Source organism: Mesorhizobium sp. LEGMi-168a (assembly GCF_058312955.1).
Genome location: NZ_JBZEGV010000038.1, coordinates 39089 through 53260 on the forward strand (window position 1 = coordinate 39089; position 14172 = coordinate 53260).

A 14172-nucleotide genomic window follows, 5' to 3' on the forward strand; every position below is an offset into this window, starting at 1 on the left:
GTTTCCTCCGGCTTTCCTTGTGCCGCCTTGTTATGCTGCCCGTCTTCTTATGCTGCTTTGCGGCCGCGCGCGGCAAGCCATGCCTCGGTCAGCTGCTCGAAGCGCGAGGCCATGTCGGCGATAGCCTCGTCGTCCGACATCCTGCCGGCCAGCCATTGTTCGGCGGCGTTGATGAAGATGGTGCGACCGACGGCAAAGCCCTTGACGATGGGCGCGTTGCTCGTTGCGGCAAACGCCGCGACCAGCTCGTCCTGCGGCGCTTCCAGCCCAAGCAGCACGACGCCGCGGCACCATGGATCGTTCTTGACGATCACCTGCTCGATCTTCGCCCAGGCGCTGGCCGAAGCCTGCGGCTCGAGCTTCCACCAATCGGGCTTGATGCCAAGCGCATAAAGCTCTTCCAGCGCGCGCGGAATGGTGGTGTCGTCGAGCTTGCCGTGCTTGCCGGCGATGATCTCGACGAGAAGCTCCCTGCCGACTTTTCGCGCCGCCTCGAACAGGGCCCGCAGCTTCTGCTGCTGCTCGGTCTTCAGCGCTTCCGGATCGTCCGGGTGATAGAAGCACAGGCATTTGATGCAGTGGTCGACCGGCCAGTCGATCAGCTGCGAGCCGATATCCTGCGAGAATTCGAAGCGCAGCGGGCGCGAGCCGGGCAGCTCGACCGGGCGGCCGAGCCAGGCAAAGGGATGGCGGGCGAATTCGAACATCGCGTCGCGGCCATATTTCTCGTCGACCAGCATGCCGTAGCCGTCGCGGCCGGCGGCGACCTTGGCCGCAGCCTTGACCGTCAGCACCTTGAAATCGGGGATGCGCGATTGATCGGCGCCGACCCTGGCGGCGACATCCTCGAGCTGGACGCGATGGTCGCACGCGAGTGCCATCAGCGAGGGAATGTCGCGCCGGCGCGTGGTGGCCCAATGGACGTGGTTGATCGCCTCGTCCTTGCGCAGCGCCAAATGCTTGCTGCCGTGCTTCAGGAAGAACTGCAGCTCCTCGAAGGTCGGATATTCCGGCGCGCAGAGCAGGCGCGACACGGCGAAGGCGCCGCAGGCATTGGCCCAGGTCGCGGCCGTCGCAAAACTTTCGCCGCCGAGCCAGCCGCGCAGGAAGCCCGACATGAAGGCGTCGCCGGCGCCGAGCACGTTGTAGATCTCGATCGGAAAACCCTTGCCGACGATACCGTCCTCGAGATCGTCGCTGATCGGCCCGTCATAGACGATGCAGCCCTTGGCGCCGCGCTTCAGCACAATGGTGGCCGGAGACAGCGAGCGGATCGTCTTCAGCGCGCTCAGGCAATCATCGGCGCCGGAGGCGATCATGATCTCCTCCTCGGTGCCGACGATGAGGTCGCAGTCGGGCAGCACCGTCTTCAGCTGCGCCGAGACGCGGTCGGATTTGACGTAGCGCTCAAAACCTTCGGCATGGCCGGCAAGCCCCCAGAGGTTCGGTCGGTAGTCGATGTCGAAGACGACCTTGCCGCCCTTGGCCTTCATGAGGCGGATCGCCTTGCGCTGCGCGGCATCGGAGTTGGGGCGCGAGAAATGCGTGCCGGTGACCACCACCGAGCGGGCCGAAGCGATGAAGGCTTCGTCGATATCCTCCTCCGCGAGCGCCATATCGGCGCAGTCGGAGCGGTAGAAGATCATCGGCGAGACGCCCTCGTCCTCGACGGAAAGCAGCACAAGCGCCGTCAGCCGCTCCTTGTCGGTCTTCAGCCCGTCGACCGAGACGCCCTCACGCCTGAGCTGCTCGCGGATGAAGCGGCCCATCTGCTCGTCGCCGACACGGGTGAGCAGCGCCGAGCTGAGCCCAAGCCTTGCCGTGCCGACGGCGATGTTGGCCGGACAGCCGCCGACCGACTTGGCGAAGGAGGTGATGTCCTCCAGCCGCGACCCGATCTGCTGTCCATAGAGATCGACCGAGGCGCGGCCGATCGTGATGACGTCGAGCGGCGGATATTTCGCTTCCACGGCTTCGCCCATTCGAACCTCCCATCAGCCTTGTTGTGCAGAGCAGCGTCGTTTTGGGCAGCACACGCGAATGACGGCGTGGTGCCGTCAATATGAAATAATAATTCCAATCTGTAGTCAATATGGAATGAGCATTCCCGGATGGAAAAACGCGAACCTTGGGGCCGCTCAGGCCTTGCGCTTGCGGCCGGCGTCGCGCCGCTTCTCGCCGACGGCGACGGTCAGCGCCATGGCGAGCGCCATCGTCGCCGAGATCGAGCGGAAGCCGCCAAAATCGGCTTCCGCCACCTCGAACCAGACCTTGGCGAACTGGGCGAGCGGCGAAAACGACGAGTCGGTGATGGCGACGATCGGCACGCCCTGCTCCGCGATCGAGCGCGTCTCCTCGATGGTCGCGGGCGCGTAAGGCGAGAAGGAGATGGCGATGACGGCGTCGCGCGGCGTGGCGAAGCCGATCATCTCGGCATTCAAGCCGGCGGCCGATTCCACCAGCTGATTGCGGATCTTGAGCTTGCCCAGCGCATAGGCGATGTAGGAGGCGACCGGATAGGAGCGGCGCTTGGCCAGCACATAGATGGTCTCGGCCTTCGCCAGGAGCGCGACCGCCTCTTCGAAATGCGCATCGTTCAACGCGCGCGAAATGTCGCTGAGCGAAGTGCTGGCGGCGGCGACGAAGCCGTCGAAGATCGCCCGGTGGCCGGCGCCTTCCTCGGCCTTGGCGCGCAGCGCCGCCAGCCTTTCGTCATAGGAGGAATTGCGTTCTCGCAGACGCTCGCGAAAGACAAGCTGGAGGCTGGTGAAGCCGTCGAAGCCGAGCTGCTGGGCGAAGCGGATCAGCGTCGAGGGCTGGACGCCGGCCGAAGCCGCGATGCTCGCCGCAGTGCCGAAGGCGATGTCGTCGGGATTGTCGAGCGCATAGGCGGCGATCTGCGCGATCCGCTTTGGCAGGCTCGCGCGCCGCTCCAGGATCGTTGCGCGCAACGTCTCGAAATCGCGAGGCACCCGTTCGTCCATCGTCGCTCCGCCCACGGCCATACTGTGTTCACTCTCCTGCCCCATCATAGCGAGTTCACGCAAGAACACCATAAAAAATGATTTGTACGTTCCATTCTCAGGTGAAATGGATTAATTCATCCATACGAGCTTTTTCCCCTTTATTCTGGAGACATCGACATGGTCGGAGTGGGCCTTATCGGCACGGGCTTCATGGGCAAGTGCCACGCCATCGCCTGGAACGCGGTCGGCACCGTCTTTCCCGACGTCGACAAGCCGAAGCTGGTGCATTTGGGCGAGGTCAATGACGAACTGGCCAGGCGCAAGGCGGGCGAGTTCGGCTTCGCCAAAGGGTCCGGCGACTGGCGCGCCGTGGTCAACGACCCGGAGGTCGATGTCGTCTCGCTGACCACGCCCAACCAGTTCCATCCGGAAATGGCGATCGCAATCCTCGAGGCCGGCAAGCATCTGTGGTGCGAGAAGCCGATGGCGCCGAGTTTTGCGGAGGCCGAAGCGATGGCCGAGGCCGCAAAGAAATCCGGCAAGGCTGCCGCGCTCGGCTACAACTACATCCAGAACCCCGCCATCCGCCACATCGGCGCTCTGCTCGAGGAAGAGATCATCGGCGACGTCAATCTCGTCCGCATCGAGATGGACGAGGATTTCATGGCCGACCCCGACGCGCTGTTCTTCTGGAAGCACGAGGCGGCCTCCGGCTATGGCGCGCTCGACGATTTCGCCGTGCATCCGCTGTCGCTGATCAAGGTGCTGTTCGGCCGCGTCGGCCGCGTCATGTGCGACATGGTCAAACCCTATGCCGATCGCAAGGTCGCTTCCGGCGGCCGCCGCGCGGTCGAAACCTACGATATCGCCAGCGTGCTGATGCATCTCGAGAACGGCGTCGCCGGCACGCTCTTGGTCAACCGTTCGGCCTGGGGCCGCAAGGGCCGCATCGCCATCCAGATCTTCGGCTCGAAGGGCTCGATCCTCTACGATCAGGAGCGGATGAACGAGTTCCAGCTCTACCTGACCGCCGACCGGCCGACCGAGCAGGGCTACCGCACGATCCTGGTGGCGCCGCACCACAAGCCCTATGATTCCTTCCTGCCGGCGCCCGGCCATGGGCTGGGCTTCAACGACCTCAAGATGATCGAATGCCGCGAGCTCTTGATGCGGATCGCCGGCAAGCCGGCGCGGATCATCGATTTCGACGAGGGGCTGGAGATCGAACGCACCGTGCATGCGATGGCGCGCTCGTTCCAGGAACAGCGCTGGATGGATGTGCGATAGTCCAGGCCGGCGCCTGGCGATGAATTGAAAGACCGCCTTCGGCTCGGAAGGATCAGCCCCTCGCGCCGTCCGGCATGTCGATGCCGAGCAGCGCCTGCAGCCCGAACAGCACGAGCAGCGAGGCCACGAACATGCCGGCAAACACAGCGGTGCCGACGGCGGCGCCCTTGCCGATCGTCGCGTTGGTCATGCGCCAGGTCAGCACCATCGACAGCGCGAACAGAAGCAGCGAGACCAGTCCGCTGATCTCGTCGGCCGAAGACACGAACAACCTCAGCAGCGCCGACGGCAGCATCAGCCAGGCGATGATGGCGGAGGCCCAGTTGGAGGCGACGACATAGTGGACGAAGCGTCCGCCTATGCCGGCGCGCGGCGCGACCAGCGCAAGCGCCACCAGCGGCAGGACCCAGGAACCGATATCGACCGTCGCCAGCTTGAGCAGCATGCCGAGGCGGCCGGCGAAGGCGTTCGGATCGCCGATCTCGTTGGCGATGCCGACCCAGCCGACGATCAGCGCCGGCGCCGCCACGACGATGGCGAAGAAGGAATTCCAGAAACCGTCCGCCGACAGGTCGAGCATGCGCAGACCGTCTGCCTTGCCGAACATCAGCCGCCAGGCGCCGGCCAGCGAAGCATAGGTTTCGTCCGCCGAAAGCATGGTCACGCGAGGCCCTGTCCGAACCAGTCTTCGATGAAACGTTCGTAGATTTGGGTCAGCGTCTCGAGATCGGCAAGTGCCACGCGCTCGTCGACCATGTGCATGGTCTTGCCGACCAACCCGAACTCGACCACCGGGCAATAATCCTTGATGAAACGCGCATCCGACGTGCCGCCGGAGGTGGAGAGCGCCGGCGTCTTGCCGACCACCGCCGCAACCGACGCGCTCAGCGTGTCGATCAGCTTGTCGTCGCGGGTGAGGAAGACATGGCTCGGCCGGTCGCGCCAGACAAGCTCGTAGTCGACCGGCGTCTTCTTGCCCGGCCGGTATTTCTTGCGGCCCGCCGCCTGATCGAGCCGGTTGTGTATCTCGGCCTGGATCGTTTCCGCATCCCACGTGTCGTTGAAGCGGATGTTGAAGGTGGCGGTGGCCTTGGCCGGGATGACGTTGGTCGCCGGATTGCCGACGTCGATCGAGGTCACTTCCAGATTGGTCGGCTGGAAATCCTTGGTTCCCTTGTCGAATACCGGATGGAGCAGCGCATCGACCAGGCTCATCAGCCCGCGCACCGGGTTGTCGGCAAGCTGCGGATAGGCGGCGTGGCCCTGGCGGCCGTTGACGATGACGCTGCCCGACAGCGAGCCGCGCCGACCGATCTTGATCATGTCGCCAAGCGTATCCGGATTGGTCGGCTCGCCGACGATCGAGGCATCCCACTTCTCGCCCTTGGCGGCCGCCCAGTCGAGCAGCTTCGTCGTGCCGTTGATGGCCGGCCCCTCCTCGTCGCCGGTGATCAGCAGCGATACCGAGCCTTTCGGGCCGCCATTCTTCTCGACATGGCGCGCCACGGCGGCGATGAAGCAGGCGATGCCCCCCTTCATGTCGACGGCGCCCCGGCCATACATCTCGCCATTGGCGATGTCGGCGGCAAAGGGCGGATGCGTCCAGGCCGCCTCGTCGCCGACCGGCACGACGTCGGTATGGCCGGCAAACATCAGATGCGGGCCATTGCCCGAGCGGCGCGCATAGAGGTTTTCGATATCCGGCGTGCCGCTTTCGGCGAACACCGGCCGCTCGACAGAGAAGCCGAGTGGCTTCAGCATGACTTCCAGCGTCTGCAGCGCGCCGCCTTCGGCGGGCGTCACGGAAGGACAGCGGATCAGGGCGGCAAGGTTCTGGGCGGGGTCGGTCGGCAATTTCATGGGCAAAGCGATAGTCGAAAGCAACGGACCTGTCACGGTCGGACATGGTGGGCGATCACGCCGCCGACAATATGGTTGTCATGTCGTATAGTTGCGAGCCAAGTCGGGACGATTGCATGGCCAGGCAAGAAAAAACCATTGCCGTCGCCGGCGCCGGCAGCATCGGTTGCTATGTCGGCGGCTGCCTGGCGCTTGCCGGGCGAAAGGTGAATTTCCTCGGACGCGGCCGCATCGTCGAGGCCATGCGCAAGGATGGGCTTCGGGTCAGCGATCTCGACGGCCGCGACCGCCGCATCGCGCCTGAGGCGCTTGCGGTCACCGACGATCCGGCGTTGGCGCTGCACAACGCGGATATCGTTCTCGTCACGGTAAAGAGCGGCGCGACCGCGGAGATGGCGGGATTTGTCGCGGCCCATGCCCGCCCCGACGCCATCGTGGTCAGCCTGCAGAACGGCGTCGACAATCAGGACAAATTGCGCGCCAAGCTTCCCGCGCGGCGCGTGCTCGCTGGCATGGTGCCATTCAATGTCGTGCAGTCGCCGGATGGCGAGGCGCCGTTTCGGGTTCATCGCGCGAGCGAGGGCAAAATTATGGTCGAGGATGGCGTGGACGGCCTCGCCGGACTGCTCGATGTCGAAGGGCTTGGGATCGAAGCCCGTTCCGACATGAAGGCGGTGCAGTGGAGCAAGCTCTTGATGAACCTCAACAACGCGCTTGTGGCGCTCTCCGGTCTGCCGCTGGCGCGTGAGCTGGCCGAACGCCGCTGGCGCCGGATCCTGGCCGGCCAGATCGACGAGGCGCTCGCGGCGATGAAGGCCGCCGGCATCGAACCGGCGCGAATCACCGGCCTGCCGCCGTCGCTGCTGCCGAAAGTGCTGAGGCTTCCCGACTGGCTGTTCGGACTGCTGGCCCGGCGCATGCTGGCGATCGATCCAGAGGCTCGCTCCTCCATGTGGGACGATCTCGAGCGCCGCCGCCCGACCGAGATCGACGACTTGCAGGGCGCGGTGCTCAGCCTGGCGAAGCGGACCGGCACGCCGGCGCCGACGATCGAGCGCGTCGCGGCGCTGGTGCGTCAGGCGGAATCAGAAAAGCGCGGCCCGCCGGGGTTGACGCCGGAGAAGGTCACCGGCGGCCCTCGATCAGCGTGATCTTCTGCCAGATCTTGCGCGACAGGTTGGAGGCCAGGTTCTCGATGTCGTTGACCCCGTCGACGACCACGTCGTCATTGACCGATTGGGCAAACAGCGCCGCGATCTTGCCGGTGATCGACAGCATCTCCGAGCAATAGTCGAGATAGCGCGCGAGGTCGGCGGCGTTGCTGATGCGCGCCGGCGAATGGGCGGTCGGCTTGAAATTGGCCGACAGCGTCGCCGGATCCTTGGTCAGCTGGTGCATGTCGATGACATGGATCAACGACCGAAGGCCATGCAGCTCGCGGAACACCTTTTTGCGCTTGATGCGCTCCTCGGCCCGCATCAGCGCCAGGAAGCCGACGACGGCAAGGATGAGGACATTGAGGGAGGATTCGATGCCTTGCACCGACTGGACGGCATCGCCGGGTCCGGAAAAGCGGCCGAGCGGCAGGATGGTGCCGACGAACAGGAAGACCAGCGCGCCGGCGACGACAGCGGCGACGATGACGCCGCGCAGCCACCATATCGGCGCCTCCAGGGCCTTGGCTGCTCTCGCCAGGTCGCGCGACAGCGACACCAGCTCGGCGGCGACGCCACGCAGGCCCGCGTCAGGAAAGCGCTCGGCGACGCGCTCCTCCAGCCTTTCGGCGGTCTCGATGATCAGCTTCGGATCGAGCGTGCGGTAGCGCATGGCGGCTGCGGCATCTAACGATCGGCCGGCGCATTCGTGCGGCTGCCGTAGCGGTTGGGGCCGGGTTGCCCCGGAAACAGGCAAAGCACCAGGAAAGCGACGATCGATACGACGGGGACGAACAGCACCAGCGCCGCGATACCCGGCTTGTCGAAATCATGCAGCCGCTTCACCGCCAGCACGATGTTCGACCATAGCGAGGCAAGGAAAGTGAGGAAGAAGACAAACGACCACATGTTGCTCTCGGCCGAGCCTTCCGGCACCAGCGTGAAGCGATAGAGCGGGAAAGCCTGGACGAGGGCCACCAGCAATCCGCCGAGAAAATAGGCCGCGCGGCTGACGCGGCCCGAGGTTTTGAAGAACAGCCAGATAAAGTCTGCTTTTTCAGGCAAGCGGGTCCGGTCCGTATTGATTGGCGCCATTGGTGCCTTCGAGGATGCCGAGTTCGATCAGCATCCAGATGCCGCCGATGATGGGGATAAGGCCGATCAGCGTCCACCAGCCCGACTTGTTACGGTCGTGCCAGCGTTTGGCATAGAGAGCAATCGCGAAATAGATCGATGCCAGCATGACGAGGATGCCGACGACGCCGACCTGGGCGCCGCTGTCGGTGGTGAAACGTGTGCCGAGGATCGTGTCGAGTATGAAGGCAACGATGGCGATGACGATGAATATGCCGATGCCGGCCCAGAACTTGGCGCGGTTGATGCGGCCGTCGAAACTCGTCAGCAGGTACTTCCAGTCCATGACGCCCCTCCGTGTTGAACCAGCGCGACGGAATGCCGCGCCGGCGGAAGGTGCGTCCGTTTCCAGAAAAGATCAATCGCGCAGCAATTCGTTGATCGAGGTCTTGGAGCGGGTCCTGGCGTCGACGCGCTTGACGATGACGGCACAGTAGAGGCTGGGGCCCGGCTCGCCATTGGGCAGCGGCTTGCCCGGCAACGATCCGGCGACCACCACGGAATTCGCCGGCACCTCGCCGTAAAATACCTCGCCGGTGGCGCGGTCGACGATCTTGGTCGACTGGCCGATGAACACGCCCATGCCGAGCACCGAGCCTTCGCGAACGATGCAGCCCTCGACCACCTCGGAGCGCGCGCCGATGAAGCAATTGTCCTCGATGATGGTCGGGCCGGCCTGCATCGGCTCCAGCACGCCGCCAATGCCGACGCCGCCCGAAAGGTGCACGTTCTTGCCGATCTGGGCGCAGGAGCCGACCGAAGCCCAGGTGTCGACCATCGTGCCCGTGTCGACATAGGCGCCGACATTGACGAAGGACGGCATCAGCACCGCGCCGGGGGCGACATAGGCCGAGCGGCGCACGACCGAGGACGGAACGGCGCGGAAGCCGGCCTTCTCGAAATCGACGGCGCTCCAGCCGTCGAACTTCGACGGCACCTTGTCCCACCACACCGCCTGGCCCGGGCCACCCTTGATGATCTCCATCGGGTTCAGCCGGAAGGAGAGCAGCACCGCCTTCTTCAGCCACTGGTTGACATGCCATTTGCCGTCGTCCTGCCGCTCGGCGACACGGGCCACGCCGCGGTCGAGCAGGTCGAGCGCCGACTGGATGGCGTCGCGCGTTTCGCCGCGGGTCGCGGTCGAAATCGTATCGCGCTCCTCGAAGGCCTTTTCGATGGTCTTTTCGAGGCTCGCCAGATCGGGCTTCGACATGAAATTGCTCCATTACAAAGCTGTTAAGGGCTGCGCCTTAACCTGTTTTGAAATCGCGCGGACCCTATGTGAAGCCTTGATGAGGGTCAATCGCGGCTGCGTCATGGGACGGCGCAAGTAAAGGAAATTAGGACGGTGGACTCAATGACACCCATGGAAAAGGCGGGCTGGACGCCGCTGCCGCATTCGGACGAGGATCTGGAGCGGTCGAAAAGCGTGCCGGACACGCCGCAGACGCGCGCTGAAACCTATCGCCTGGCCTGGAACGATCCCGACTTCATGACACGGCGCGAATTGCGTCCGGTGCGCCTGCAGTTGGAACTGCTGAAGCCGGAGATGATCCTCGCCGAGCGCGGCATCCAGTCGACCGTCATCCTGTTCGGCGGCGCAAGGCTGCCGGAGCCGGGCGGCGTCGCCTGGGCGGCGAAGAACGAGACGCAGAAGAAGAACCTCGAACTGAACAGCAAATACTACGAAGAGGCGCGCAAGTTCGCCCGGTTGTGCTCGCAGCAGTCGGCCACGTCCTACTACCGCGAATTCGTCGTCGTCACCGGCGGCGGCCCTGGCGTCATGGAGGCCGGAAACCGCGGCGCCGACGATGTCGGCGCGCCGTCGATCGGCCTCAACATCGTGCTGCCGCACGAGCAGGCGCCGAACGCCTATGTGACGCCCGAGCTCTGCTTCAACTTCCACTATTTCGCCATCCGCAAGATGCATTTCGTCATGCGCGCCAAGGCGGTGGCCGTGTTTCCGGGCGGCTTCGGCACGATGGACGAATTCTTCGAGACGCTGACCTTGATCCAGACCGGGCGCATGGAGCGCGTGCCGGTGATCCTGTTCGGCAAGGCGTTCTGGCAAAGGGCGATCGACCTCGACTTCCTTGCCGAGCAGGGCACGATCTCGCCCGGCGACCAGGACATCATCGATTTCGTCGACACCGCCGAGGAGGCCTGGGAGATCGTCCGCCGGTTCTACAATCTCTGAGCGAGCTGGCCCGCGCCGACTACACCAGTTCGGCCAGCCAGCCATTCGATTGCGCGAAGCGCACGATGGCCGCGCGGGAGTGAAGTTCCAGCTTGTCGGTTGCCCTGGTCCGGTAGGTCTCGATGGTCTTTATGCTGAGGTTGAGGCGCGAGGATATCTCCTTGTTGCTGTAGCCAAGCGCAACCAGCTGGATCACCGACCGCTCGCGCTCGCTGAGATTGCCGGCATCGCCCTGCGCGCCGTGGCGCGGGCTCAGGATTCGCGCCGCAAGCGCCGGGTCGACATAGTTGTCGCCGGCCAGCACGCAGCGGATGGCCTGCAGCAGGTCCGTGGCGGTCGAGCGTTTGACCACGAACCCGCGTGCCCCGGCAGCCAGCACCTGGCGCAGGCAGCCGGGGTCCTCATGCGCGGTCAGCGCGATGCAACCGAGATCGGGAAAGCGTTCGACGAGCCGTTCGATGAGCGTGACCCCGTTGACGCCGGGGAGCGAGATATCGACCACGGCGACGTCCGGAAGGGCCTTGCCGATGCCCTCGAAGGCCTCATCGGCATTCGCCGCCAGTCCGACGATCGTCAGATCGTCCTGGCTGTTGATCATCGCACCGACGCCGGACAGGATGATCGGATGGTCGTCGACCACGAATATGCGCCTGCAGCACACCTTTAACCTCCATCAGTCTGTCAAAGGGCCCGTCACTCAAAGCGGGTCCCCTTGTGCTTGATGGTCTAGGCAACTGCCCCGCCTGGCGCGGGACGCCCGTCTGTTTCAGCAAAGCCGCAAAGCGGCCGCAACGGGTAAGCCATCCCCCGCCTAACCCATGATCCCGGATTGTAAGCCGCGGCCGACGATTTCGGATGTGGAACGCTTCACGTAGGCGCCCGCGGCGCTGCCGTGCGCGAAACGGTTCCCACTTTCGGGAGACATGCTTTGATTGTTCGCCAGCGCTCAGTCGGGCAAAGGCACATCGGCGTAGATGGCGGTCCCCTTGCCCTTGGCGGTTTCGACCGTGAGCTCACCTCCGATCAGGGCGAGGCGCTCCTTCATCCCGGCAAGCCCCAAATGGCGAGAGCCAGGCGCGATATTGGCATCGAACCCATGGCCATTGTCCTCGACGGTCAGCCGCAGCCTGTTGTCCCAAATGTGGGCCGTCACGCTGACCCGGCTCGGCCGAGCATGCTTGCCGATGTTGGTGAGGGCCTCCTGCACGATGCGATAGAGCGTCAGCGCGACTTCGGGCTCGAGCGGCCTCGACAGGGCTTCGAGATCGACGTCGCAGGGTATGCAGAGCTGAGCGCACAGCATGCTGGCCAGATCCTCGACCGAGGCGCGGAGGCCCAGGCGATCGAGATCCGCGGGGCGCAGGCTCCAGGCGGCATCGTGCACCCTGGTGCTCAGCTGGTCGACGAGCTGGGCCGCGCGCGCGAGGCGGGCATCGAGTTCCGCGGAGTCCGCGCGAATAGAGTGCAGCTCCAGCGCCACGCTTGCCAGCATCTGGCCGAGATCGTCGTGCAGCTCGCGTGACAGGCGCAGGCGCTGTTCTTCCTGCACGGCAATCAACCGCCGCGTCAATCTCCGGCGCTGGGCCTTCGCAGTTTCGTCCTCGCCTGGCTGGATAGCCGCCCGCATCAGCGTTCTCTTCTCTATGCCGTTCCCGAGGGCGCGCAAGCTGTTCACGGGGTCGGCGAGAAAAGGCATGAAAGTCTGTTCCTCCGCGCAGTATACACCCGCCATAAGCCTTTATGCCTGTCAGTTTTTTCCCGATGCCTTCAACTTTTCCTGACAAGCACATCAGCTGAAAAACCGACAGGCCATGCCGATCGACCCGGATGTCTCGGCCTCTTTTCTGCAGGCATCCTTGTTGCGTGGTTCCGGTCATCTTGTGCTGGCCGGGATGTTCAACGCAAACCAAGGAGAACGTCATGAGGAAGATCATTCTGGCCGCGGCTGTCCTGTCGGCTCTGACTGGTACGGCATCCGCCGTCTCGATCGGCAGCGGCAACGGGAACGGCAATGGCAATGTCGGGGTCGGCAACGGCAACGGAAACGGCAATGCCAACACCGGCGCCTTCAACGGCAACTTCAACGGCAATGGCAATTTCGGCATCGGCAACGGCAACGGAAACGGCAATGCCAACATGGGCGCCTTCAACGGCAACTTCAACGGCAACCTCAATGCCGGCATCGCCAACGGCAACGGAAACGGCAACGGCAACTTTGGCCTCGGCAACGGCAACCTGAACGGCAACGCCAACTTCGGCCTCGGCAACGGCAATGCCAACGGCAACGGCAACTGGGGCGCCGGCAACGGCAACGGTAACGGTAACGCCAACCACTAGCGTCGCCACTAGCGTCGAAAGACGCTGACGCTTCTGGGATCGCCGAGCCACGCGTCGTCCCCCCGCGCAAGGCTATCGCGACATATCGCCGGCGGTCCCAGTCCTTTTGCAAGCAGAGAATCCCCTTTCCAAGCAGAGAGTCCCTTTTCCAACCAAGCCATGGAAGGAGTTCGCAGATGAAATGGTGTGTCACAGCGGCGCTTTGCCTGGGGCTGTTGAGCGCAACCGCGGCGAAGGCCGACACCACGACGGGCAGCCAGGCCTTCAGCACGTCCCGGATCGCTCAAACCGCCGGCCAATACGGCCAGTATATCGGCTCGAATGTCAGGGGCATGGACCCGCTCGGCTTTGCGGGCGGCAACGTCGGCTACAAGAACACCGGCAGCGGCAACATCGGCGCCTTCAACAGCGGCACCGGCAATGTCGGCGCCTTCAACGGCAACGACAACACGTCCGCGACGAGCGGAACCCACAACATCGGGGCCTTCAACGGCAACGGCAACACCGGCGAATATGACGGCAACGCCAATGTCGGCGCCTTCAACGGCAACTACAACGGCGGCTCGTTCAACGGCAACGGCAACGCCGGCGCGTTCAACGGCAATTTCAACGGCCGGGGAAACCGCTGATGGCCGGGCTCAGACCATCCGCTTCCGTCCGGCGCGGCGCGAAGCCGGCGCCGGCGCGGCTGTTGGACGGAAGCGGCATCGCGGTGTGCACGCTGCTTGCCGCGATCGTGGTCGCCGACGCCTCGACGGTGGTCAGGATAGCCGATCTTCCCATCGGCCGCGGCCCCATCGACCACGGAGATGTCGCGATTGCCGGTCTTGGTATAGTCGATGGCTCAAACGGCAACTGGAATTCCGGCAATTTCAACGGCAACGGCAATCGCGGCAACTTCAACGGCAACGGCAACACCGGCAGCTTCAACGGCAATGGCAACGCGGGCAGCTTCAACGGCAACGCCAATTGCGGCACCGGCTTCGGCAATGGATTTTCGTCTGACGGCAACGGCAACGGAAAGCGCCAGGATACGCCTGAATGGTGCCGGTTCCTGAAAAACCTGAACGGCGAGCTGGGGCTGCCGCCCGGCACGATCCCGGACTTCGACTAGCTGTGGGCTTTCAGAAGGTTGTCCATTCGGACCTGACCGAGGAGACTGGAGTTACCACGCTTCAGATTCGCCGGAGGGTCCGAATGAACATCCATAAGAATGCCCGTCTCACGCCGCTGCGTC

The 14172-nt window shown here is 64.3% G+C and carries 15 protein-coding genes and 1 pseudogene; 6 read left to right on the forward strand and 10 right to left on the reverse strand.

Translation table 11 applies throughout. From position 1 onward, the window contains the following. Positions 1 to 47 precede the first annotated feature (47 nt). A complete protein-coding gene (locus AC4FWB_RS30740; RefSeq protein ID WP_491029982.1) occupies positions 48 to 1982 on the reverse strand; it encodes a bifunctional 5-dehydro-2-deoxygluconokinase/5-dehydro-2-deoxyphosphogluconate aldolase in 1935 nt (644 codons plus the stop codon). A gap of 156 nt (positions 1983 to 2138) precedes the next feature. Beyond that, entirely contained in the window at positions 2139 to 2984 is an 846-nt protein-coding gene (locus AC4FWB_RS30745) for a MurR/RpiR family transcriptional regulator (RefSeq protein ID WP_320218884.1), read from the reverse strand. A 159-nt stretch (positions 2985 to 3143) separates the two neighbouring features. On the opposite strand from AC4FWB_RS30745, the gene AC4FWB_RS30750 reads away from it, so the two are divergent. After that, on the forward strand, positions 3144 to 4253 hold the full coding sequence (locus AC4FWB_RS30750) for a Gfo/Idh/MocA family protein (RefSeq protein ID WP_491029983.1): 1110 nt from the start codon (positions 3144 to 3146) through the stop codon (positions 4251 to 4253). 52 nt (positions 4254 to 4305) lie between these two features. Here AC4FWB_RS30750 and AC4FWB_RS30755 read toward each other — a convergent pair whose 3' ends face one another. Both AC4FWB_RS30755 and dapE read right to left on the reverse strand, forming a co-directional pair. Continuing rightward, entirely contained in the window at positions 4306 to 4911 is a 606-nt protein-coding gene (locus AC4FWB_RS30755; RefSeq protein ID WP_491029996.1) for a transporter, read from the reverse strand. Positions 4912 to 4913: 2 nt separating this feature from the next. Next, positions 4914 to 6113, reverse strand: a complete 1200-nt coding sequence (gene dapE, locus AC4FWB_RS30760; protein WP_491029984.1) for a succinyl-diaminopimelate desuccinylase — start codon at positions 6111 to 6113, stop codon at positions 4914 to 4916. A gap of 116 nt (positions 6114 to 6229) precedes the next feature. Here dapE and AC4FWB_RS30765 point away from each other — a divergent pair, with 116 nt between their 5' ends. Further along, positions 6230 to 7264 (forward strand): 2-dehydropantoate 2-reductase, encoded by a 1035-nt coding sequence (locus AC4FWB_RS30765; RefSeq protein ID WP_491029985.1) that lies wholly within the window; start codon positions 6230 to 6232, stop codon positions 7262 to 7264. Here AC4FWB_RS30765 and AC4FWB_RS30770 read toward each other — a convergent pair. From AC4FWB_RS30770 to dapD, 4 genes and pseudogenes are all read right to left on the reverse strand, one after another. Further along, positions 7242 to 7940 (reverse strand): annotated as a pseudogene (locus AC4FWB_RS30770) (hypothetical protein); the annotation flags it as partial. The gene AC4FWB_RS30765 and the pseudogene AC4FWB_RS30770 overlap by 23 nt on opposite strands. Before the next feature lie 14 nt (positions 7941 to 7954). Then, positions 7955 to 8362: a DUF805 domain-containing protein gene (locus AC4FWB_RS30775; protein WP_491029986.1), complete on the reverse strand. Its 408-nt coding sequence runs from the start codon at positions 8360 to 8362 to the stop codon at positions 7955 to 7957. Further along, a complete protein-coding gene (locus AC4FWB_RS30780; RefSeq protein WP_491029987.1) occupies positions 8325 to 8687 on the reverse strand; it encodes a DUF805 domain-containing protein in 363 nt (120 codons plus the stop codon). The genes AC4FWB_RS30775 and AC4FWB_RS30780 overlap by 38 nt, the downstream gene beginning before the upstream one ends. A gap of 72 nt (positions 8688 to 8759) precedes the next feature. Beyond that, entirely contained in the window at positions 8760 to 9614 is an 855-nt protein-coding gene (gene dapD / locus AC4FWB_RS30785) for a 2,3,4,5-tetrahydropyridine-2,6-dicarboxylate N-succinyltransferase (protein ID WP_491029988.1), read from the reverse strand. A gap of 144 nt (positions 9615 to 9758) precedes the next feature. Here dapD and AC4FWB_RS30790 point away from each other — a divergent pair, with 144 nt between their 5' ends. Next, positions 9759 to 10598, forward strand: coding sequence for an LOG family protein (locus tag AC4FWB_RS30790; protein ID WP_491029989.1), 840 nt, complete (start codon positions 9759 to 9761; stop codon positions 10596 to 10598). 19 nt (positions 10599 to 10617) lie between these two features. On the opposite strand, the gene AC4FWB_RS30795 is transcribed toward AC4FWB_RS30790, so the two are convergent. Next, a complete protein-coding gene (locus AC4FWB_RS30795) occupies positions 10618 to 11238 on the reverse strand; it encodes a response regulator (RefSeq protein WP_491029990.1) in 621 nt (206 codons plus the stop codon). Between the two features lie 306 nt (positions 11239 to 11544). Continuing rightward, on the reverse strand, positions 11545 to 12294 hold the full coding sequence (locus AC4FWB_RS30800; protein WP_491029991.1) for a sensor histidine kinase: 750 nt from the start codon (positions 12292 to 12294) through the stop codon (positions 11545 to 11547). A gap of 224 nt (positions 12295 to 12518) precedes the next feature. Here AC4FWB_RS30800 and AC4FWB_RS30805 point away from each other — a divergent pair, with 224 nt between their 5' ends. The 3 genes from AC4FWB_RS30805 (at position 12519) to AC4FWB_RS30815 (ending at position 14049) form a co-directional block, all read left to right on the forward strand. Further along, complete coding sequence (locus AC4FWB_RS30805; RefSeq protein WP_491029992.1) at positions 12519 to 12935, forward strand: hypothetical protein; 417 nt, start codon at positions 12519 to 12521, stop codon at positions 12933 to 12935. Between the two features lie 176 nt (positions 12936 to 13111). Next, positions 13112 to 13564, forward strand: a complete 453-nt coding sequence (locus AC4FWB_RS30810) for a hypothetical protein (protein WP_491029993.1) — start codon at positions 13112 to 13114, stop codon at positions 13562 to 13564. Further along, entirely contained in the window at positions 13564 to 14049 is a 486-nt protein-coding gene (locus AC4FWB_RS30815; RefSeq protein ID WP_491029994.1) for a hypothetical protein, read from the forward strand. The genes AC4FWB_RS30810 and AC4FWB_RS30815 overlap by 1 nt, the downstream gene beginning before the upstream one ends. Positions 14050 to 14172 lie beyond the last annotated feature (123 nt).

Bases quoted from the DNA above. Each gene is read 5' to 3' on its own strand.
- AC4FWB_RS30740 (WP_491029982.1), bottom strand. From the start codon at position 1,982: ATGGGCGAAGCCGTGGAAGCGAAATATCCGCCGCTCGACGTCATCACG.
- AC4FWB_RS30745 (WP_320218884.1), bottom strand. From the start codon at position 2,984: ATGGACGAACGGGTGCCTCGCGATTTCGAGACGTTGCGCGCAACGATC.
- AC4FWB_RS30750 (WP_491029983.1), top strand. From the start codon at position 3,144: ATGGTCGGAGTGGGCCTTATCGGCACGGGCTTCATGGGCAAGTGCCAC.
- AC4FWB_RS30755 (WP_491029996.1), bottom strand. From the start codon at position 4,911: ATGCTTTCGGCGGACGAAACCTATGCTTCGCTGGCCGGCGCCTGGCGG.
- dapE (WP_491029984.1), bottom strand. From the start codon at position 6,113: ATGAAATTGCCGACCGACCCCGCCCAGAACCTTGCCGCCCTGATCCGC.
- AC4FWB_RS30765 (WP_491029985.1), top strand. From the start codon at position 6,230: ATGGCCAGGCAAGAAAAAACCATTGCCGTCGCCGGCGCCGGCAGCATC.
- AC4FWB_RS30775 (WP_491029986.1), bottom strand. From the start codon at position 8,362: ATGGCGCCAATCAATACGGACCGGACCCGCTTGCCTGAAAAAGCAGAC.
- AC4FWB_RS30780 (WP_491029987.1), bottom strand. From the start codon at position 8,687: ATGGACTGGAAGTACCTGCTGACGAGTTTCGACGGCCGCATCAACCGC.
- dapD (WP_491029988.1), bottom strand. From the start codon at position 9,614: ATGTCGAAGCCCGATCTGGCGAGCCTCGAAAAGACCATCGAAAAGGCC.
- AC4FWB_RS30790 (WP_491029989.1), top strand. From the start codon at position 9,759: ATGACACCCATGGAAAAGGCGGGCTGGACGCCGCTGCCGCATTCGGAC.
- AC4FWB_RS30800 (WP_491029991.1), bottom strand. From the start codon at position 12,294: ATGCCTTTTCTCGCCGACCCCGTGAACAGCTTGCGCGCCCTCGGGAAC.
- AC4FWB_RS30805 (WP_491029992.1), top strand. From the start codon at position 12,519: ATGAGGAAGATCATTCTGGCCGCGGCTGTCCTGTCGGCTCTGACTGGT.
- AC4FWB_RS30810 (WP_491029993.1), top strand. From the start codon at position 13,112: ATGAAATGGTGTGTCACAGCGGCGCTTTGCCTGGGGCTGTTGAGCGCA.
- AC4FWB_RS30815 (WP_491029994.1), top strand. From the start codon at position 13,564: ATGGCCGGGCTCAGACCATCCGCTTCCGTCCGGCGCGGCGCGAAGCCG.